Source organism: Kitasatospora sp. NEAU-CNBT7, assembly GCF_057220535.1.
The window spans coordinates 1-20,862 of sequence record NZ_JBXQQB010000045.1; the positions used below are offsets into that span (position 1 = coordinate 1).

The 20,862-nt window shown below is 76.0% G+C and carries 5 protein-coding genes; all 5 read right to left on the minus strand.

Going from position 1 to position 20,862, the window contains the following annotated elements:
• On the minus strand, window positions 1-5,318 hold a 5,318-nt coding region (locus tag AC2TEW_RS34775), incomplete at its 3' end, for a non-ribosomal peptide synthetase (RefSeq protein WP_484627265.1).
• A 59-nt stretch (window positions 5,319-5,377) separates the two neighbouring features.
• Window positions 5,378-17,755 (minus strand): non-ribosomal peptide synthetase, encoded by a 12,378-nt coding sequence (locus tag AC2TEW_RS34780; protein ID WP_484627266.1) that lies wholly within the window; start codon window positions 17,753-17,755, stop codon window positions 5,378-5,380.
• A 157-nt stretch (window positions 17,756-17,912) separates the two neighbouring features.
• The gene (locus AC2TEW_RS34785) at window positions 17,913-18,929 is read right to left on the minus strand and encodes an ABC transporter substrate-binding protein (RefSeq protein WP_484627267.1); all 1,017 of its coding nucleotides are present in this window, start codon (window positions 18,927-18,929) and stop codon (window positions 17,913-17,915) included.
• Window positions 18,930-19,028: 99 nt separating this feature from the next.
• Window positions 19,029-19,280, minus strand: a complete 252-nt coding sequence (locus tag AC2TEW_RS34790; RefSeq protein WP_484627268.1) for a phosphopantetheine-binding protein — start codon at window positions 19,278-19,280, stop codon at window positions 19,029-19,031.
• A 50-nt stretch (window positions 19,281-19,330) separates the two neighbouring features.
• Entirely contained in the window at window positions 19,331-20,698 is a 1,368-nt protein-coding gene (locus AC2TEW_RS34795; RefSeq protein ID WP_484627269.1) for a lysine N(6)-hydroxylase/L-ornithine N(5)-oxygenase family protein, read from the minus strand.
• Between the last annotated feature and the right edge of the window lie 164 nt (window positions 20,699-20,862).

The following is a 20,862-nucleotide window of genomic DNA, read 5'->3' on the forward strand; positions in this document are numbered from 1 at the left end:
GCGTCGCGGCGCAGGGCTTCGTCGAGGACGTGCACCTCGTGCCCCTCGACCAGCCAGAGCAGCTCCTCCCACGACATGTCGAACGAGAACGACACCGTGTGCGCGATCCGCAGCCGACGGCCGCCCGCCGACTCCACCACCGGATCGAAGATCGCCTCACGGTGGTTCAACTGCATGTTCGTCAGCCCCCGGTACGGCGTCACCACACCCTTCGGCCGACCCGTCGAACCCGACGTGAAAATCACATACGCCGGCGCATCCAGATCCACCCGCACCCCCAGCGGACCGTCCGACAGCGAAGCCAACTCCGCCCGCACCCCCGCCGAATCCAGCAACACCACCTCCGCCGCCTCCGGCATCAACCCCGCAGCCGACGAATCCGTCACCAGACACACCGGCCCCGCGTCCTCCACCATGAACGCCAACCGCTCCCGCGGATAGTCCAACTCCAACGGCAGATACGCCGCCCCCGTCCGCAACACCGCGAACAGAGCCGCCACCATCTCCAGCGAACGCGGCAACCCCAACGCCACCACCCGCTCAGGACCCGCCCCACGCGCCACGAACAACCGCGCCAGCCGGTTCACCCGCGCATCCAACTCCGCGTACGACCACGACACACCACCGAACACCAACGCCGTCGCACCCGGCACCAACGCCGCACGCTCCGCCAGCAGATCCGCCACCGTCGCATCCGGCAACACCCGCGACGTCGCCGCCCACTCCCCCAACACCGACCCACGCTCACGCACCGTCAGCAGGTCCAGCTCGCGGACCAGGATGCCGGGGCGGGCGGTGAGCTGCTCCAGCAGGTGGACCAGGCGCTCGGCGTGCTGCTCGACGGTGTCGCGGTCGAAGACGTCGGGGCGGTAGGTCCACTCGAAGGAGAGCGCCGGGCCGGGGTTGGTGATGAAGATCAGCGGGAAGTGGGTGGCGTCGACGTCGATGACGTCCTGAACGCCGAGGGACTCCCGGATGCGGTCGCGCACGCCCTCGTCGGCGGGGGTGTTGCGGAGCACCTGGAGGGTGTCGAAGAGCCGGCCGAAGCCGGTGGTGCGGGAGATCTCGCCGAGGCCGACCTGGTGGTGCGGCAGCAGCTCGGTCTGCTCCGTCTGGAGGCGGGCGAGGAACGCGGCGACGCTCTCCTCGCCGCGCAGCCGGGCGCGGACCGGGACGGTGTTGAGGAACATGCCGATGGTGCCCTCGATACCGGGCAGTTCGGCGGGGCGGCCGGAGACGGTCGCCCCGAACACCACGTCCTGCCGGGCGGTCAGACCGGCCAGCAGCAGGCCCCAGGCCCCGGAGAGCACGGTGTTGAGGGTCAGCGCACGCTCGCGGGCGTAGGCGGCGATCCGGTCCGTGAGCTCGGCCGAGATCGGCAGCTCGACCTTCTCGGGCAGCAGTGCGGCCCGCTCGCGGGCCTGCGGGGCGAGCAGGGTGGGCTCGTCCAGGCCGGCCAGCGCCGTCCGCCAGGCGTCCCGGCCCTGCTGCTGGTCCTGGGCGCCCAGCCAGGCGAGGAAGTCCCGGTACGGCAGGGCGCCGGTGTCCTGGGCGGTGGCGGTGCCGGTCAGCCCGTCGTGGCAGCGGGTCAGCAGCTCCTGCAGGAACAGGCCGGAGGACCAGCCGTCCCAGAGCAGCGCGTGGTTGGTGATCAGCAGGTGCTGGCGTCCGCCGGGGGCGAGCACCGAGACCAGCCGCAGCAGCGGCGGGGCGGTGAGGTCGAAGCGGGTGAACGCCTCGGTCTCCTTGAGCCGCCGGAGTTCCGCGTCGGCGGCGGCCTGGTCGAGGCCGCTCAGGTCGACCTCGGTGAGCGGTACGTCGACGGCGCGCGGCACGAACTGGACCGGCCGGTCCAGGCCGTCCTGGAGGAAGCCGGCCCGCAGGTTGGGGTGGCGCTCCAGCACGGCGGTGACGGCGGCGCGCAGCACGTCCACCGGGACCCGGGTGGTGAGGGTGACCACGTCGCGGGAGGTGTAGACGTCCAGGGCCTGGTCGTCGTAGCCGGCCTCGAAGAGCAGGCCCTCCTGGAGCGGGGAGACCGGCCAGACCTCCTCGATCTCCAGCTTGGGCACCGCTGCCCGGACGACGGCGAGTTCGGCCTCGGTGGGCCCGGGCAGGGCCGGGATCGCGGGGGCCGGTGCGGCGGCGCCGCGCCGGTCGGCGACGGCGGCCAGCGCGGCCGGGGTGCGGCACTCGAACACGTCGCGCGGGCTGATCGCCAGGCCCTCGGCGCGGGCGACGCCGATCAGCCGGATGGAGGCGATCGAGTCGCCGCCGAGCCGGAAGAAGTCGTCCTCGGCGCCCGCCCCGGGCAGCGCCAGGACCTCGGCGAACAGGTCGCACAGCAGCCGCTCGGTGTCGGTCTCGGCGGCCCGCGAGGAGCCCAGTCCGGCGTACTCGAGGGTGTCGTCGGGCAGCGCGGCCCGGTCGGTCTTGCCGCTGACGGTCAGCGGGAACTCGTCCAGCACCGCGAAGGCGGACGGGACCATGTACTCGGGCAGCCGGGCCGCGAGCGCGGTGTGCAGCGCGGCGGTGTCCAGTTCGGCGCCGGGGGCGGGGACGACGTAGCCGACCAGGCGCTTCACGGCGCCGTCGCGGACCAGGACGGCGCTCTGCGCGACGCCGGGCTGCTCGGCGAGGGCGGCCTCGATCTCGCCGAGCTCGATCCGGTAGCCGCGGATCTTGATCTGGTCGTCGGCCCGGCCCAGGTAGTCGAGGGTGCCGTCGGGCCGGCGGCGCACCAGGTCGCCGGTGCGGTACATCCGGCCGCCGTCGCCGAACGGGTCGGCCACGAAGCGTTCGGCGGTCAGGCCCGGGCGGTCCAGGTAGCCGCGGGCCAGCTGGCGGCCCGCCAGGTACAGCTCGCCGGGCGAGCCGGCCGGGACCGGGCGCAGCATCGCGTCCAGCACGTAGGCGCGGCCGCCGCGCAGCGGGCGGCCGATGCTCGGGGTGGCGCTGTCGGCGAGGTCGGCGACCAGCGCGTCGACGGTGTACTCGGTCGGGCCGTAGTAGTTGACCGCGGTGGTGCCGGGTTCGGCGCGCAGCCTGGTCCACAGCGGCTCGGGCAGCGCCTCGCCGCCGAGCAGCAGCACGCTCGGGCGGTGGGCGCCGTCCAGCAGGCCGGAGTCGATCAGCTGCTGGGCGTAGGACGGGGTGTTGTCGAGCACGTCGATGCGGTGCTCGCGGGTGTACCCGACGACGGTCTCGGCGTCGCGCCGGTCGTCCTCGCCGAGCAGGTGCAGTTCGTGGCCGCCGACCAGCCAGAGCAGCTGGTCCCAGGACGAGTCGAAGGTGAACGAGGCCAGGTGCAGGGCGCGCAGGCGTTCGCGGCCGCTCGCCCGGACGGCGTCGGCGAAGGTGGTGGCGAGGTGGTCGTGGGCGAGGTTGGCGAGGCCCGCGTGCGGCACCACGACGCCCTTGGGGCGGCCGGTGGAGCCGGAGGTGTGGATGACGTACGCGGCCTGCTCGGGGTGGACCGGTCCGCCGCGTTCGGTGTCGGTGAGCGGGCCGCCGGGGAGGGCGGCGAGCGCGTCCAGGACGGCTGGGTCGTCGAGTTCGATGCCGCCGGGGAAGCGGTCGGCGAGGGCGCGGGTGGTGAGTGTCAGGGCGGGGCGGGCGTCGTCCAGCACCTGGGCGATCCGCTCGGCGGGGTGGTCGAGGTCGAGCGGCAGGTAGGCGCCGCCGGCCTTGAGGACGGCGAGCAGGGCGACCACGGTCCCGGTGGAGCGGGGCAGCGCCAGGGCGACGGTCCGCTCGGCGCCGAGGCCGCGGCAGAGCAGCAGCCGGGCGAGGCGGTCGACCCGGTCGGCGAGCTCGCCGAAGGTGAGCCGGTCGGTCGGGGTGACCAGGGCGAGGGCGTCGGGGGTGCGGGCCGCCTGCGCGGTGAACAGGTCGGCGACGGTGCCGGCCGGCACCGGGTGGTCGCCGCCGTCGAGGACGGCGCTCTCGGCGCCGAGCAGGTCGAGCCGGGCCAGCGGGGTGTCCGGGTCGGCGGCGAACGCGGTCAGCAGGGCGAGGAAGCGGTGGGCGATCCGCTCGGCCTCGGCCGGCTCGAACACGTCGGGGCGGTAGTCGAGTTCGAGCCGCAGCTCGGCGCCGGGCAGCACCGCCAGGCCCAGCGGGTAGTGGGTGGCGTCGCGGGCGCCGAGGCCGGTGATGGCCAGGCCGTCGGCGCCGCCGAGCGAGGCCCGGACGTCGTCGCCGCCGCCCTGGTAGTTCTCCACCACCAGCAGGGTGTCGAACAGCGCGCCCTCGACGGCGGACTGCCGCTGGATCGCGGCCAGGCCCAGGTGCTGGTGGGCCATCAGGGCGGCCTGTTCGGCCTGGACGGCGGCGACGGCCTGCGCGAGGGTGTCGCCGGCGCGGGCCCTGACCCGGACCGGCACGGTGTTGATGAACAGGCCGACCATGGACTCGGCGCCCGGCAGGTCGTCCGGGCGGCCGGAGACGGTGGTGCCGAACACCACGTCGGTGGCGCCGGTCAGCGAGCCGAGCAGCACGCCCCACAGGGTGTGCGCGAGGTTGCCGAGGGTCAGCCCCTTGGCCCGCGCGGCGGCGGCCACCTCGGCGGAGAGCCCGGCGGGCACCGTCAGGTGCACCGAACCGGCCTCCACGGCGGGCGTGTTCAGACCGGGCGCGACCGGGCGGGCCTGGTCGAAGCCGTCCAGCGCGGTCCGCCAGGCGCGCTCGGCGGCGGCGGTGTCGCGGGTGGCGAGCAGCGCCAGGTGGTCCTTGTACGGGCGGACCGCGGGCAGCGCCGCGAGGTCGCCGCCGGCGCCGTACAGCGCCAGCAGCTCGCGCACCAGGATCGGCATCGACCAGCCGTCCAGCAGCAGGTGGTGGCAGGTGACGACCAGCCGGGAGCGGTCGGCGCCCAGCCGCAGCAGGGCGAAGCGCAGCAGCGGCGGGGTGTCCAGGTCGAACCGGTGCCGCCAGTCCTGGTCCATCGCGTCGCGGACGGCCGCGTCCTGGGCGGCTGGGTCCAGGCCGGTCAGGTCGAGCTCGCGCAGCGGGGTGTCGACGGCCCGCTGGACGAACTGGACCACCGCCTCGGGGTCCTCGTACCAGAAGCCGGCCCGCAGGTTGGCGTGCCGGCGCAGCAGCGCGTCGACGGCCGTGCCGAGCCGGGCGGTGTCGACGTCGCCGGCCAGGTCCAGGTGGGACTGGACCACGTAGACGTCGCGGGCCTCGGCGTCGTAGAGGGCGTGGAAGAGCAGGCCCTCCTGGAGCGAGGACAGCGGGTAGACGTCTTCCAGGGTGGACTCGGTGGCGGGCTCCTCGGTCAGCTCGGCCTGGGTCGGGTGCTGGTCGTTCGTCACGGTGTTCTCGGTCCTGGAGGTCGGGGCGGGGAGGGGCACGGGGTGGTGGTCGGGCGGGTTCATCGGCGCCTGCGCAGCCGGGATTCCAGCCGGTCGATCTGGGACTGCTTCAGGCTGACCAGCGTCAGGTCGGAGGGGGTGACCCCGGCGCCGCCGGTGCGGGTGTGCACGGCGAAGGCGTCCAGCGCGGCGAACCACGCGTCGGCCAGCGCCGCCACCTCGGCCTCGGTGAGCAGGGCCTGCGGCCAGCTCCACTCGACGGCCAGTTCGGGCCGGCCGTCCGGGCCGGCCTGGACCACCGCGTCGATCTCCAGCGGGTACCCGGCGGGCATCGCCGGGTCGGGGCCGGCCGCGGCGGTGACCGCCGCGCGCTGCTCCTGCGGGGCGAACGGCCAGCCGCCGGCCACCGGCCCGGCCGGGCCGTCGGTGCGGCCGCGGTAGTTGAACAGCAGCTCGGAGCGCGGTGCGGCGGCGAGCAGCGGCGCGGTCTGCGGGTTGAGGTGGCGCAGCAGTCCGTGGCCGAGGCCGCGGTCGGGGACGGCCCGCAGCTGCTCCTTGACCTGCTTGAGGGCGCGTCCGGCCTCGGCCCCGCCGGTGAGGGCGGCGGCCGGGTCGAGGCCGGCCAGGTCGAGCCGGACGGGGTGGACGGTGGTGAACCAGCCGACGGTGCGGGCCAGGTCGGGGGCGAGGGCGCCGGTGTCGGCGCCGCCGCGGCCGTGGCCCTCGAGGTCGAGCTGCAGGGCGGGCGCGGCACCCGGGCGGGCGGTGGCGACGCCGAGCGCGAGGCCGGCCAGCAGCACGTCGTCCACGCCGGCGCCGAAGGCCTGCGGCACGTCGGTGAGCAGCGGGGCGGTGCGCTCCGCGGGCAGGGTGCGGCGCAGGGTGCGCACGGTGGCGACGGTGTCGCGGGCCGGGTCGGCGGTGAGCGTGCCGAGCGGTCCGGCGGGGCCGGCCAGGGCGGTGCGCCAGTAGCCGGCCTCGGCGACCCGGGAGCGTTCCTGGGCGTGCGCCAGCAGGCGCTCCGACCAGGACCGCAGGGTGTCGGCCTCCGGTTCCGGGGCGGGCCGGCCGCCGGTGGCGAACGCGGCGTAGGCGGTGGCCAGTTCGGGCAGCAGGGTGCGCCAGGAGACGCCGTCGACGGCGAGGTGGTGGACGGTCAGCAGCAGCCGGCCGTCCTGCCCGGCGCCGCCGTCGAAGTGGACGGCCCGCAGCACCCGGCCCGCGCCGGGGGCGAGGGCGGCGGCGGCCGCGTCGGCCTCCCGGGCGATCAGCTCGGTGCCGGTGCCCTCGACCACCCGCAGGGTGTCCGGGTCGGTGACGGCGGGGGCCTGGTCGGCGGGCAGGATCTCCTGGGTCCACAGGCCGTCGGTGGTGTCCAGGCGCAGCCGCAGCGCCGGGTGGTTCCCGGCGAGCGAGGCGAGCGCCCGGCGCAGCGGCTCGGCCCGCAGGCCGGCCTCCACGGTGAGCAGCACCGACTGGTTGAACCGGTCGACCGGGCCGCCGCGTTCGCGCAGCCAGTGCACGACGGGCAGGGCGGGCAGTTCGCCGTCGGCCGGGGCGGGCGCCGTGGCGGTGGCGGCCGGCGCGGCGGGCGGCTGCCCCTTGGCGGCGGCGGCCAGCGCGGCCGGGGTCGGGTACTGGAAGACGTCCTTGGCGGCGATCTCCAGCCCGGCCTTGCGGGCCCGGCTGACCAGCTGGATGGAGACGATGGAGTCGCCGCCGAGGGCGAAGAAGTTCTCCTCCTCGCCGACCTCGGGCAGGCCGAGCACCTCGGCGAAGACCTTGGCCATCGCCTTGGCGGGGGTGTGGCCGGTGGTGGCGGCGGGTGCGGCGGTGCGGCCGGGGGCGGGCAGCGCCTTGCGGTCGAGCTTGCCGTTGACGCTGAGCGGCAGCGCGTCCAGCACGGTGACCACGGCGGGCACCATGTGGTCGGGCAGGACGGCGGCGACCGCGGCGCGGACGGCGTCGCCGCTGACGGCGGCGCCGGCCTGCGCCACGACGTACCCGGCGAGCTGCCGGGCGCCGCCCTCGACCAGCGGGCGGGCGGCGACGGCGGCCTGGCCGACGCCGGGGACGGCGGCCAGTGCCGACTCGACCTCGCCGAGCTCGATCCGGAAGCCGCGCACCTTGACCTGGTCGTCGGTGCGGCCGAGGTACTCGACCTCGCCGTCGACCCGGCGGCGCACCAGGTCGCCGGTGCGGTACATCCGGCCGCCGGTGCCGAACGGGTCGGCGACGAAGCGGCCGGAGGTCAGCGCCGGGCGGCCGAGGTAGCCGTCGGCCAGTTGGACGCCGGCCAGGTACAGCTCGCCGGGGACGCCGACCGGGACCGGCCGCAGCCGCTCGTCCAGCACGTGCAGCTTGGTGTTCCAGACCGGGCGGCCGATCGGGACGACCCCGGCACCGGCCCAGGCGCGGTGGTAGGTGACGTCGACGGCGGCCTCGGTCGGGCCGTACAGGTTGTGCAGTTCGATGTGCGGCCACAGGGCGGCGAACCGGTCGACGGCGGCGGCGGGCAGCGCCTCGCCGGAGCAGAACACCCGGCGCACGTCGGTGAAGCCGCGGCGGATCGCGTCCTCGCCCTCGGCGGCGCCGGTGAAGGCGGTCAGCATGGACGGCACGAAGTGCGCGGTGGTGACGCCGTGCCGGGCGGCCAGTTCGGCCAGGTACCCGGGCTCGCGGTGGCCGCCGGGGCGGGCCAGCACCACGGCCGCGCCGCTGACCAGCGGCAGGAAGAACTCCCAGACCGAGACGTCGAAGCTGGCGGGGGTCTTCTGCAGGATCCGGTCCTCGGGCGTGATGCCGTAGACCTCGCGCATCCAGTCCAGCCGGTTGACGATCGCCCGGTGGCCGACCAGCACGCCCTTGGGGCGGCCGGTGGAGCCCGAGGTGAAGATCACGTACGCGGGGTGGTCCTCGCCGGGCGCCTGCGGTTCGGCCTGCGGGCCGTCGCCGTCGACCGTGAGCACCGGGACGCCCGGGACCCGGGGCAGCCGGTCGGCCTGGCCGTCGACGGTCAGCACGCACACCGGCGCGGCGTCCTCGACCATCCCGGCCAGCCGCTCCACCGGGTATTCGGTGTCCAGCGGCAGGTAGGCGGCGCCGGACTTCAGGACGGCCAGCAGCGCCACCATCAGCTCGGCGGAGCGCGGCACCGCGATCGCGACGATCCGGCCCGGTCCGGCGCCGGCCGCGGCCAGCCGGCGGGCCAGCGCGTCGGCGCGGGCGTCCAGTTCGCGGTAGGTGAGCCGCTCGGCGTCGAACATGACGGCGACGGCGTCGGGGGTGGCGGCGGTCCGCTCGGCGATCCGGGTCACCAGGGTGCCGGGGCGGACCTCGCGCTCGGTGGCGTTCCACTCCCCCGCGAGGCCGCGGCGCTCCTGCGCGGAGGTCGGCTCGATCCGGGCGGCGGGGCGCTCGGGCGCGGCCAGCGCCTGCTCCAGCACCCGCAGCAGCCGGGCGCCGAACAGCCCGGCGGTGGACCGCTCGAACAGGTCCTCGGCGTAGATCACGGTCAGGTCGGTGCGGGTGCCGTCGGCGGACTCCACGAAGGTGAACGCCAGGTCGAAGCGGGCCGCGTGGACCGGGTCGGGCAGCAGCGCGGTGCGGGCGCCGAGCAGGGCGTCCAGGCCGCCGGCCTCCTTGCGGTGCTGCACCATCACCTGGAACAGCGGGTGGCGGCCGAGCGAGCGCTCCGGGTTGACGATCTCCACCAGCCGGTCGAACGGCAGGTCCTGGTGGGCGAGCGCGCCGAGCACGGTCTCCCGGGAGCGGGCCACCAGGGCGTCGAAGGCGGGCTCGCCGGACAGGTCGTGCCGCAGCACCAGGGTGTTGACGAAGAAGCCGACCACCTCCTCGACGGCCTCGTCCGCCCGCCCGGCCACCGGGGTGCCGAGCGCCACGTCGGTGGTCCGGGCGAGCGTGCCGAGCAGCAGCGCGGCGGCCGCCTGGGTGACCATGAACGGGGTGACGCCGGTCCGGTTGGCGTACTCGCCGAGCGCCGTGTGCAGGTCCGCGGGCAGCCGCAGCCGGACCGAGCCGCCCCGGCCGGTGGCCTCGGCGGGCCGGGGCCGGTCGGTGGGCAGCGCCAGCTCGGCGGGCAGGCCGGCCAGCTTCCCGGTCCAGTACGCGACCTGGTCGGCGGCCGGGCCGCCGTCCTCGGCGAGCAGGTCGGCCTGCCAGAGCGCGTGGTCGGCGTACTGCAGCGGCAGCGCCGCGAACACCGGGGCGGTGCCGGTCAGCCGGGCCGCGTAGGCGCGGTCCAGGTCGCGCAGCAGCACGCCCTCGGACCACTCGTCGCCGGCGATGTGGTGCAGCGCGACGGACAGCACGTGCCGGTCGGCGGCGCTGGACAGCAGGGTGGCGCGGACCGGGATCTCGGTGGCCAGGTCGAAGGCGTACGCCCCGGCGGCGGCCACCTCGCGGTCCAGCCGGTGGACCGTCACCTCCTGGGTGGTGAACGGTACCCCGGCCTGCGCCGGGGTCAGGATCCGCTGCCGCGGGTGCCCGTCGGTGTCCGGGAAGACGGTCCGCAGCGCCTCGTGCCGGGCGAGCACGTCGCCGAAGGCCAGCCGCAGCGCGTCGGCGTCGAGCTTGCCGTCGATCCGCAGCGCGCACGGGATGGTGTACGCGGTGCTGGGGCCCTCCAGGCGGTACAGGAACCAGAGCCGGGCCTGCGCGGCGGACAGCGGCAGCACCTCGGGGCGCGGCCGGGCGCTCGGCCCGGGGCGGCCGGCGGCGGCGGTGCGCAGCCGCTGCGCCAGCGCGGCGGCGGTGCGGGCCTCGAACAGGTCGCGGACGGCGATCTCGGCGCCGAGCGCGGCCCGGACCCGGCCGATCACCCGGGTGGCGAGCAGCGAGTGGCCGCCGAGGGCGAAGAAGTCGTCCTCGACGCCGACCCGCGGCAGGCCGAGCACATCGGCGAACACGCCGCACAGCACGGCCTCGCGTTCGTCGCGCGGGGCCCGCCCGGCGGGGGCGGCGAAGTCCGCGGCCTCCGGCTCGGGCAGGGCCTGCCGGTCGAGCTTGCCGTTGACGTTCAGCGGCAGCGCGTCCAGCGCGACGATCGCGGCCGGGACCAGGTACTCGGGCAGCGTGGCGGCGAGCGCCTTGCGCAGCGCGGCCGGGTCCAGGGTGGCGGGGACGGCGTAGCCGACCAGGCGGCGCACCCCGGCGCTGCCGCGGACCACCACGGCGGCGCCGGTGACGCCGGGCAGCGCGGCGAGCGCGGCCTCCACCTCGCCGGGCTCGACCCGGAAGCCGCGGATCTTCACCTGGTCGTCGTCGCGGCCGAGGAAGTCCAGGGAGCCGTCGGGCCGGTGGCGGACCACGTCACCGGTGCGGTACATCCGGCCGCCGTCGGCGAACGGGTCGGCGACGAAGCGGCCGGCGGTCAGCGCGGGGCGGTTGCCGTAGCCGCGGGCCAGGCCGGGGCCGGCGATGTACAGCTCGCCGGGCACGCCGGCCGGGACCGGCCGCAGCCGGGCGTCCAGCACGTACACCCGGGTGTTGCCGATCGGGCGGCCGACGAACGGGGTCGCGCTCTCGTCCAGCGCGGCGCCCAGGGTGTCGACGGTGTACTCGGTGGGGCCGTAGAAGTTGTGGCCGATGACGCCCTCGGTCTCCCGGATCCGGGTCCACAGCGCCTCGCCGACGGCCTCGCCGCCGACCAGGAACAGCAGCGGGCGGTGCTCGGCGGAGTCCAGCAGGCCCCACTCGACCAGCTGCTGGCCGAACGACGGGGTGACGTCCAGGGTGTCGATCCGGTCGGCGAGCAGCCGGGCGGCCAGCGCCTGCGGGTCGCGCCGCAGGTCCTCGCCGTAGACGTGCAGTTCGTGGCCGGCGATCAGCCAGAGCAACTGCTCCCAGGAGGAGTCGAAGGAGAACGAGGCGGTGTGCGCGGCGCGCAGCCGGCGTCCGCCCGCGGCCTCGACGGCCCGGGCGAAGACCGTGTTGCCGTGGTGCTCCAGCATGTTGGCCAGGCCCCGGTGCGGCACCTGGACGCCCTTGGGGCGGCCGGTGGAGCCGGAGGTGTGGATGACGTACGCCAGGTCGTCGGCGTGCGGGGGCAGCGGCTCGGCGGAGCGGGTGCCGAGGTCGGTGAGCAGCAGGGTGCCCCGGCCGTGCTCGGCGAGGACCGGCAGCCGGGCGGCCACCTCGGCGGTGGTCAGGGTGAGCAGCGGTTCGGCGTCGGCGAGCATCAGGGCGACCCGCTCGGCCGGGTGGTCGAGGTCGACGGGCAGGTAGGCGGCGCCGGAGGCGAGCACGCCGAGCAGCGCGGCCACCAGGTCGGCGGAGCGCGGCAGGGCGAGGGCGACGACCCGGCCCGGCCCGGCGCCGAGCGCGGCCAGGTGGCGGGCGGTCAGCTCGACCTCGGCGGCCAGCTCGGCGTAGCTCAGGCGGCGGTCGCCGAAGACCACGGCGGTGTCGTCGGGGGTGGCGGCGGCCCGGGCCCGGAAGGCGTCGACCACGGTGCCGTCCGGGACGGGACGGGCGGTGGCGTTCCAGCCGTGCAGCAGTTGCTCGCGTTCGGCGGTGTCCAGGATCTCCAGCGCGCCGACGGGGGTCTCGGGCGCGGCGGCGATCCGGGTCAGCAGCCGCAGCAGGCGGGCGCCGACGGCGGCGGCCTGGTCGGCGTCGAAGACGTCGGGGCGGTACTCGACGGTGAGCTGCGGGGCGTCGCCGGGCAGGGTGAGGACGGTCAGCGGGTAGTGGGTGGCGCCGCGGTTGCCGATGCCGGCCACCCGCAGGCCCGCGGCGGTCAGCTCGGCCGGGTCGACGGGGTAGTTCTCGAACACCAGCAGGGTGTCGAACAGGGTGCCGTGGCCGGCCTGCGCCTGGATGTCGGCCAGGCCCAGGTACTGGTGGTCGAGCAGAGCCGACTGCTGGGCCTGGAGCCGGGCCAGCGCCTCGGCGGCCGGCTCGTCGTCGCGGGGCTCGAAGCGGACCGGGACGGTGTTGCTGAACAGGCCGACCATCGACTCGACGCCCGGGACGTCGCTGGGGCGGCCGGAGACGGTGGCGCCGAACACCACGTCGGTGCGGCCGGTCAGCCGGCCGAGCAGGATCGCCCAGGCGCCCTGGACCAGGGTGTTGAGGGTCAGCCCGTGGCGGCGGGCGGTGCCGGTGAGCGCGGCGGTCAGCTCGGCGCCCAGCGGCAGGTGGAGTTCGCGGCCGGCCGTGCCGGGGCCGCCGGCGGGGCGGCCGAGCGCGTCGGCGAGCAGGGTGGGCGCCTGGAGGCCGGCCAGCGCGGCCCGCCAGGCGGCGGTGTCGGCGGCCTCGTCGCGGCGCTGGAGCCAGCCCAGGTGCTCGGCGTACGGGGTGACGGCCGGGAACCGCCGGGCGCCGCCGTACGCGGCGATCAGCTCGCGCAGCAGGACGGGGGTGGACCAGCCGTCCATCACGATGTGGTGGCGGGTCAGCAGCAGCCGGTGGTGGTCCTCGCCCAGGGTGAGCAGGGCGCAGCGCAGCAGCGGCGGGCGGGTGAGGTCGAAGCGGCCGGCCGCCTCGGCGTCCTCGATCGCGCCGGTCCGCGCGGCCTGCCCGGCGGTGTCCAGGCCGGTCAGGTCGTGCTCGGTCCACGGGACCGTGACCTGCCCGGCGATCAGCTGCAGCGGCCGGTCCAGGCCGGTGTGCCGGAAGCCGGCCCGCAGCGCGGAGTGCCGGTTGACCACGGTGTCGACGGCCGCCCGCAGGGCGGCGGCATCGAGCGGGCCGCGCAGGTCGAGCGAGGTCAGCGAGGTGTACAGGTCGTCGGCGCCCCCGGTGTCCTGGTAGAGGGCGTGGAACAGCAGGCCCTCCTGGAGCGGGGAGAGCGGCAGCACGTCCTCGGTGCCGGGGTGGTCGGCGGCGAGCAGGTCCAGCACGGGCTGGGTGACGGCGGCCAGCGGCACGTCGCCGGGGGTGAGGGCGGCGGCGTCCGGGCGGGCGGCGAACGCGGTGAGCGCGTCCAGCGCGGCGAACCACTGCCCGGCCAGTTCGCGGACGGCCGGCTCGGTCAGCACGCCCTGCGGCCAGGCGAGGCGGACCGTCAGTTCGGGCCCGTCGGCGCGGTCGTGGACGACGGCGGTGATCTCCAGCGCGTGCGCGGCGGGCAGCGCGGGGTCGGCGGCCGGCTCGAAGGCGTCACCGGCGGGGGTGAACGGCCGGCCGTCGGCGGCGAACCGGCCCAGGTAGCCGAACTGCAGCTGCGGGGCGTCGGCGGCGGCCGGTGCGGCGCCGGCCGCCGGGTCCAGGTGGCGCAGCAGGCCGTACCCGAGGCCGGCGTCGGGCAGTGCCCGCAGCTGCTCCTTGACCAGGGCCAGCGCGCGGCCGGCCGCGGGGCCGCCGGCCAGGGCGTCGGCGAGGTCGATCTCGGCGAGGTCGAGGCGGGCCGGGTGGCCGCCGGCCAGCGCGCCGACGGTGCGGGCGGTGTCGGCGCCGGGCACCAGGTGGTCGGCGCGGCCGTCGGTCTCCAGGCGCAGCAGCAGGTCGGGGCGGGCCGAGGCGCCGTGCCGGGTCCGGCGGCGGCCGAGCACGGCCAGCGTCAGGGCGGTGAGCAGGACCTGCCCGGTGCCGGTGCGCCGGGTGGCGGGGACCAGGTCGAGCAGCGGGGCGGTGCGGGCGCTGTCCAGGGTGAGCCGCAACTGCCGGGTGGTGGCGGCGGTGTCCCGGGCGGGGTCGAGCGGGCGGTCGCCGAGGAGCGGTCCGGCGCCCTCGGCGAGCAGCGCCTGCCAGGTGGGCAGTCCGGCGCGGACCGGGTCGGCGGTGGCCGCGTCGGCCAGGCCGAGCGCCCAGCGGCGCGGCGAGGTGGCGACGGGCCCCAGGGCGCGGCCCTCGTACGCGGCGGGCAGGTCGGCGAGCAGGATCCGCCAGGAGGCGGCGTCCGCGGCGAGCCGGTGCACGGCGAGGACCAGCAGGCCGTCGGTGTCGGGCCCGGCGTCCAGGTGGACGGCCTGCAGCACGGTGCCCTGCTCGGGGTCGAGGCGGTCGACGGCGGCCTCGCGCTCGCGGGCGGCGGCCCGGTCCAGGTCGGCGGCGGGGACGGCTACGCGGCGCAGCCGTTCGGCGGCGGGGGCGCTGCCGGCGGGGCGGATCCGCTGGGTCCAGGCGCCGTCGGCCTCGACGGTCAGCTGCAGGCGCAGCGTGTCGTGGCGGTCGGTCAGCGCGTCCAGGGCGGCGGTGAGGCGGTCGCCGTCCAGTCCGGCGGGGACGGTGAGCACGGTGTGCAGGGCGGAGCGGCGGACCGGGCCGCCGCGCTCGCGCAGCCACTCGCCGGCCGGGGTGGCGGGCAGCGGGCCGACGGCGTCGGGGCCGGTGGCGGCGGGGGCGGTGCTCGCGGTCTCGGCGACGGCGGCGATCCCGGCGACGGTGCGGCGCTCGAAGACCACCCGCGGGGTGATCGCGTAGCCGGCCTTGCGGGCGCGGCTGCCGAGCTGGATGGCGGAGATGGAGTCGCCGCCCAGGGAGAAGAAGTTGTCGTCGACGCCGATGTCGGCCAGGCCGAGGATCTCGCGGACCAGGTCGGCCAGGACCCGTTCGGCCTCGGTGCCGGGGGCGCGTCCGGCCGGTCCGGCGGTCTGCTCGGGGGCGGGCAGCGCCCGGCGGTCGATCTTGCCGTTGGCGGTGAGCGGGAAGGTCTCCAGGGCGACCACGACGGCGGGCACCATGTACTCGGGCAGCAGGCCCGCGACGGCCGGGCGCAGCGCGGCGGGGTCGGCGGTGCCGGTCACGTAGCCGACCAGCTGCCGGCGTCCGGGGGTGTCCTCGCGGACCAGGGCGACCGCCCGGGAGACGTCCGGCTGTGCGGTCAACGCGGCCTCGACCTCGCCGAGTTCGATCCGGAAGCCGCGCAGCTTGACCTGGTCGTCGACCCGGCTGAGGAAGTGGATCCGGCCGTCGGCGGCGCGGCGCACCAGGTCGCCGGTGCGGTACATCCGGGTGCCGGCCGGGCCGTGCGGGTCGGCGACGAAGCGGCCGGCGGTCAGGCCGGGCTGCCGCAGGTAGCCGCGGACCACCTGGTCGCCGGCCAGGTAGAGCTCGCCGGGGACGCCGGGCGGCACCGGGCGCAGCGCGCCGTCCAGGACGTGGGCGCGGGTGTTCCGGAACGGGACGCCGATGTCGGGGACGCCGCGGTGGGCGGCGGCGAGTTCGGCGGAGGTGGCCCAGATGGTGGCCTCGGTCGGGCCGTAGACGTTGGTGACGCGGCGGGTGGCGCGGGTCAGCCGCTCGGCCAGTTCGGCGGGCAGCGCCTCGCCGCCGACCAGGGCGTGCACCCCGGGCAGGCTGCCCGCGGTGCCGTCCTCCAGCAGGACGTGCCACAGGGTGGGGGTGGCCTGGACGGCCTTGGGCCGGTGGGTGTCGATCAGCGCGGCCAGCGCGGCCGGGTCGCGGACGGTGTCGCGGTCGGCGAGCACCACGGCGGCGCCGCTCACCAGCGGGACGTGGATCTCCAGTTCGGCGATGTCGAAGGAGACGGTGGTGACGGCGACCAGGCTGTCGCCGGCGCCGAGGGCCAGCTCCTCGCGCATCGTCTCGAGGAAGGTGGCGAGCGCGCCGTGCGGCACCACGACGCCCTTGGGGCGGCCGGTGGAGCCGGAGGTGTGGATGACGTACGCGGGGGTGTCCGGGTCGACGGGGCGGGTCGGCAGTGCGGGGGCGGCGGCCAGTTCGGCGAGGGTGGCCGGGGCGTCCAGCACCAGGGGCCGGTGCTCGTCGGGCACCGCTGCGGCGGCGGCCGCGAGGGTGAGGGTGCAGACCGGACGGGCGTCGTCCAGCATGAACGCCAGCCGGTCGGCCGGGTAGTCGAGGTCCAGCGGCAGGTAGGCGCCGCCGCAGCGGAGCACGGCGAGCATCGCGACCACCAGGTCGGCGGTGCGGGGCAGGGCGAGTGCGACGAAGGACTCGGCGGTGACGCCGCGGGCGGCGAGCAGGGTGGCCAGCCGGCCGGCCCGGTCGTCCAGCCGGCGGTAGGTCAGCTGCTGTTCGCCGGCCACCACGGCGACGGAGTCCGGCACCAGCCGGGCCTGCTCGGCGAAGAGTTCCACCACCGTGTGCCCGGACACCGGGTGCCCGGTGGCGTGCCAGCCGGCGAGCGCGGCCAGCTCGGCGTCGGACAGCAGTTCCAGCTGGGCGATGGGCCGTTCGGGCTCGGCGGCGAGCCGGGCCAGCAGGGCGGTGCAGCGCTCGGCGTGGGCGGCCAGCTCGGCGGCGGTGTACAGCTCCGGGTTGGCGTCGAACTCCAGGGTCAGCGTCTCGTCGGGGCCGAGGGAGACGGACAGCTGCAGGTCCTCGACCGGGCCGGAGGCGAGGTTGACCAGGCGGCCCGCGGTGCCGGCGAAGTCCAGGTCGAGGTCGAAGGGCTTGAGGTTGAGCAGCGGGCCGTACAGCCGTGCGTCGCCGCCGACCAGGCCGAGGTCGCGGCGGAGCTCCTCGCCGCGGTGCAGCTGGTGGCGGCGGGCGTCCTTGAGTTCGCCGGCGGCGCGGCGCAGCAGCAGGTGGAAGGTGTCGGTGCCGGTGACGGGCAGCCGGACCGGCAGGATGTTGACCGCCATGCCGGGGACCCGGAGGGTGCCGGGGCCGGTGCGGGCCATGAAGTGCATGCCGAGGACGGCGTCCCGGGTGCCGGTCATCCGGTGCAGGTAGACGCCGAGCGCGGCGGCCGAGGCCTCGGCCCAGGTGGTCCGGGCGGCCTTGGCGGTGGCCAGGACGGCGGCGGACTGTGCGGTGGTCAGCTCGATGCGGTGGCGCAGCGCGGCGGGGCCCGCCTGGGCGGTCCGCTCGGTGAGGCCGACCACGGTGGGGCGGTCGGCGTAGCGGGCGTTCCAGTAGGCGCGGGCTTCGGCGGCCCGGTCGGAGTCCAGGTAGGCCTGCTCGGCCTCGACCAGCCGGTCGACCGGCTCGAACGGGCTGGGCGCGGGCTCGGTGCCGCCGGCCAGCGCCGTGTAGAGCTCGGCGACCCGGCGGCTGAACAGGGCGACGCTGTAGCCGTCGATCACCAGGTGGTGGAACCACTGGAACCACAGGTGCCGCTGGTCGCCGGTGCGGACCAGCAGCGCGCCGGTGAGCGGGGCGCCGGCCGGGTCGTCGAGGGCGACCGGCTGGGCCAGCTGGGCGCGGACCAGCTCGACGGCGGCGGCCGCCGGGTCGGCCGCGCCGCGGGTGTCCAGCCGGGGCAGCCGCCAGGCCCGCGGGTCGAAGCCGGTGGGCACCTGGCGGGTGCGGCCGTCGCGCTCGACCAGCCGTACGTGCAGGCCGGCCGCCTCGGCGAGGGTGCGGCGCAGGGCGTCCTGGAGCGCCTCGGTGTCCAGCGGGCCGTCCAGTTCGACGTACTGGCCGACGTTGTAGACGGGGTTGTCCGGGTCGATCCGCTGGGCGGACAGCACGCCGGCCTGGGCGGCCGTCAGTTCCAGCCCGACAAGGTCCTCGGCGTCCGTGGTGTGGGTGAGCGCCTCTGGCATCGTTCGACCTTCCCGGGGTCTGTGCGGCTCCGGCCGCCGCGGCCGGGACTGCTGGGTGTGCTGTGTGCTGCGTGACGGGCTTCGCGGGTCCGGGCGGCCGCCCGGTGAGGGGGCGGCCGCCCGGACCGTGGGCCGTGCGGCCCGGGACCCGGGGCCGTTACTGGGCCTTGAGGATGGTCTCGATCTGGTCGAGCAGGTCGATCGAGGTGCCGTAGCGGTCGGTGGTGGCGTACGTCACCGGGACGACCTTGTTGGCCTTGACGGCCTTGAGCTGCTGCCAGGCCGGCTGCTTCTCCAGGTCCTTGGTGTCCGCGGGGACCTCGCCGGTGGCGGCCGTCCTGGGGACCAGGATGATGTCGGCGTCGCCGAGCGCGTCGAGCTTCTCGGTGGAGAGGGTGACCTCGTGCTCGGTGCCGTCCTTGGCCGCGTCGGAGAACTGGGCGCCGACGTCGGTCAGCACCCGGCCGACCCAGGAGCTGCTGGTGTCGATCAGGTACTCGCCGCCGCCGTAGGAGGAGGCGATGGTCCACTTCAGGCTGTTGAGCTTGGTCGCGTAGTCCGTCTTGATCTTCGCGGCCTTGGCCGTGTAGTCCGACTTGAGCTTGGCGAACTCGGCGTCCTTGCCGACGGCGGTGGCGATCTTCTCCTGTGCGTTGTACAGGTCGACCGGGTGGTCCACGCCGAAGTAGAGGGTGGGGGCGATGCCTTCGAGCTTCTTGATGCCCCAGTCGAACGCGGTGGCGCCCTCGACCACGATCAGGTCGGGCTTGAGCGAGGCGACCTTCTCGATGTTGATCTCGATGCCGGAGCCGATCGGCTCGATCTTGGCGGCGGCCTCCTTCTGCGAGGGCAGCAGCTCCATCGGGTTGTTCTCGTCGATGGTGCTGGTGCCGACCGGCTGCACGCCGAGGTCGAGCAGCGCGCCGGTGGCGTAGGAGATGGAGACGATCCGCTTGACCCCGGCCGGGACGGTGACCTTGCCGTTGGTGGCCTCGATGACCTTGGGGCCCGCCGCCGCGGCCGAGGGGGTGCCGCTGCCGGCCGGTGCCGCGTCCTTGCTGTCACCGCCCGTGGAGGAGCAGGCGGCCAGGGCGAACATCGCGGCGGCGGCGCCGGCGGCGGCGAGTCTGCGGCGGTGGGCGGCCGAGGTCATGAGCAGCGCGGGGGTCTTCATGGTTCTCCTAGTGAGGGGGGTGGTGCGGGGCGCGCCGGCCCGACGGGCCCGGGGCGGCGCGGGAGGCGCGGGAGCAGGTGCGGGGAGGCCCGGACGGGGTCAGGCGGAGGCCGGGCGGGTGAGGTACGCGGACCAGGCGCGCACCGTCGGTTCGGTCTCGGCCAGGTCGGCGAACTCGACCCGGGCGCCGCGCGAGCGCCAGAGGGTGACCAGGCTCATCAGCCGGATCGAGTCCAGGCCGAGGTCGCGCAGGTCGTCGTCGTCGCCGATCTCCTCGGCGGGCTCGTCGAGCAGGTCGGCGAGGTCGGCGCGCAGGCTGTCGCGGTCGAGGCCGGTCGGGGCGGGGGTCATCGTGGGGTCCGTTCGTCGGGCGGGCGGTCGGGCGGCGGGGTGAGCAGGGCTCAGACCGCGCCGGCGGCGACCTGGGCGCCGAGGTCGCCGCGCAGCTCGGCGGCGGTGCGGCGGAGCAGCAGCGAGTCGCAGATCTCGCCGGAGCGCACGGCCAGGGTGGACAGCAGCGAGGAGGTGATGCCGTGGGTGTGCTCGGTGCCGCCCTGGAGGTAGATGCCGACGTCGACGTGGTCGGCCGTCAGGATCCGATGGTCGCGGTCGACCCGGAGCCGCCCCTGCTCGTCGGTGAGGCAGTGCTGGGCGAGCTCGCCCAGCAGCGGGCGCGGGTCGACCGGGCGGTAGCCGGTGGCGAGCACCACGGCGTCCGAGTCGAGGGCGAACTCCTCGCCGGTGGTGAGCGAGCGGATCATCGCGCGGACGCCGTCGGGGCCCTGCTGCACCCCGGTGAGGCGGGTGGTGTTGAGGATCCGCAGGCGCTCCCGGCCCTGCACCTTCTCCTGGTAGACGGTGCGGTACAGCTGCTCGATCAGGTCGCCGTCCACCACCGAGTAGTTGGTGTTGCCGTGGTAGTCGAGCAGGTCGCGCTTGACCGACTCCGGGGCGTCGAAGAAGTGGTCGACGGCGGACGGGTCGAAGATCCGGTTGGCGAACGGGCTGTCGTCCGCCGGGCTGTAGCCGTAGCGGGAGAAGACGGCGCAGACCTCGGCGTCCGGGAAGGTGCGGTGCAGGTACTCGACGGCCTCGGCGGCCGACTGGCCGGCGCCGACCACGGTGAACCGGCGGTGCGGGCGCTCCGTCAGCGCGGGGGCCTTGAAGAGCAGGTCGCGGGTGTGCCAGACGCGCTCGCCGAGCTCGACGCCCTCCGGCAGACGCGGCGTCAGGCCGGTTCCGACCGCCAGGTTGCGGGTGCGGCGGACCTGTTCGGCGGCGGGGCCCTCGGTGGCGCGGGAGACCACGTCGACGGCCTCGATGCGGCCGTCGGCCACCACCGGGCGGATCTCGGTGGCGCGCCGGCCGTAGGCGACCTCGGCGGCGAACTCGGCCGCGCACCACTCGAAGTAGTCGTGGAACTCGATCCGGGTCGGGAAGAAGGACTTCTGGTTGATGAAGTCCGCCAGCCGGCCGCGCTGCTGGAGGTAGACCAGGAAGGAGAACGGGCTGCTGGGGTCGCGCATGGTGACCAGGTCCTTGAGGAAGGAGACCTGCATGGTCGCGCCCTCCAGCAGCATGCCGCGGTGCCAGCCGAAGGCCGCCTGCTGCTCCAGGAAGCCGGCCCGCAGGGGCTGGTCCGGGTCGCGCCGGTTGTGGTCGGCGATCGCGATGGCCAGGGCGAGGTTGGAGGGGCCGAAGCCTATTCCGACCAGGTCGTCGGTGCTGTCGCTCCCGGTCCGTGCGCCGATCTCGCGCGATCCCGACATGCTCGTCCTTCCGTTGACTGCCTGCTGACGGGGTCTCGCCCCGCACCGTTCCGGTGGAGTCCGTGGACCCGGCCCGCCTCGCCCGATCATTAGGTAAGGCTTGCCTAACTTCTCTTACTCGGGCGCGGGTGTCAAGTTCGCGGCCCGCCGCCCGTACCGCCGTG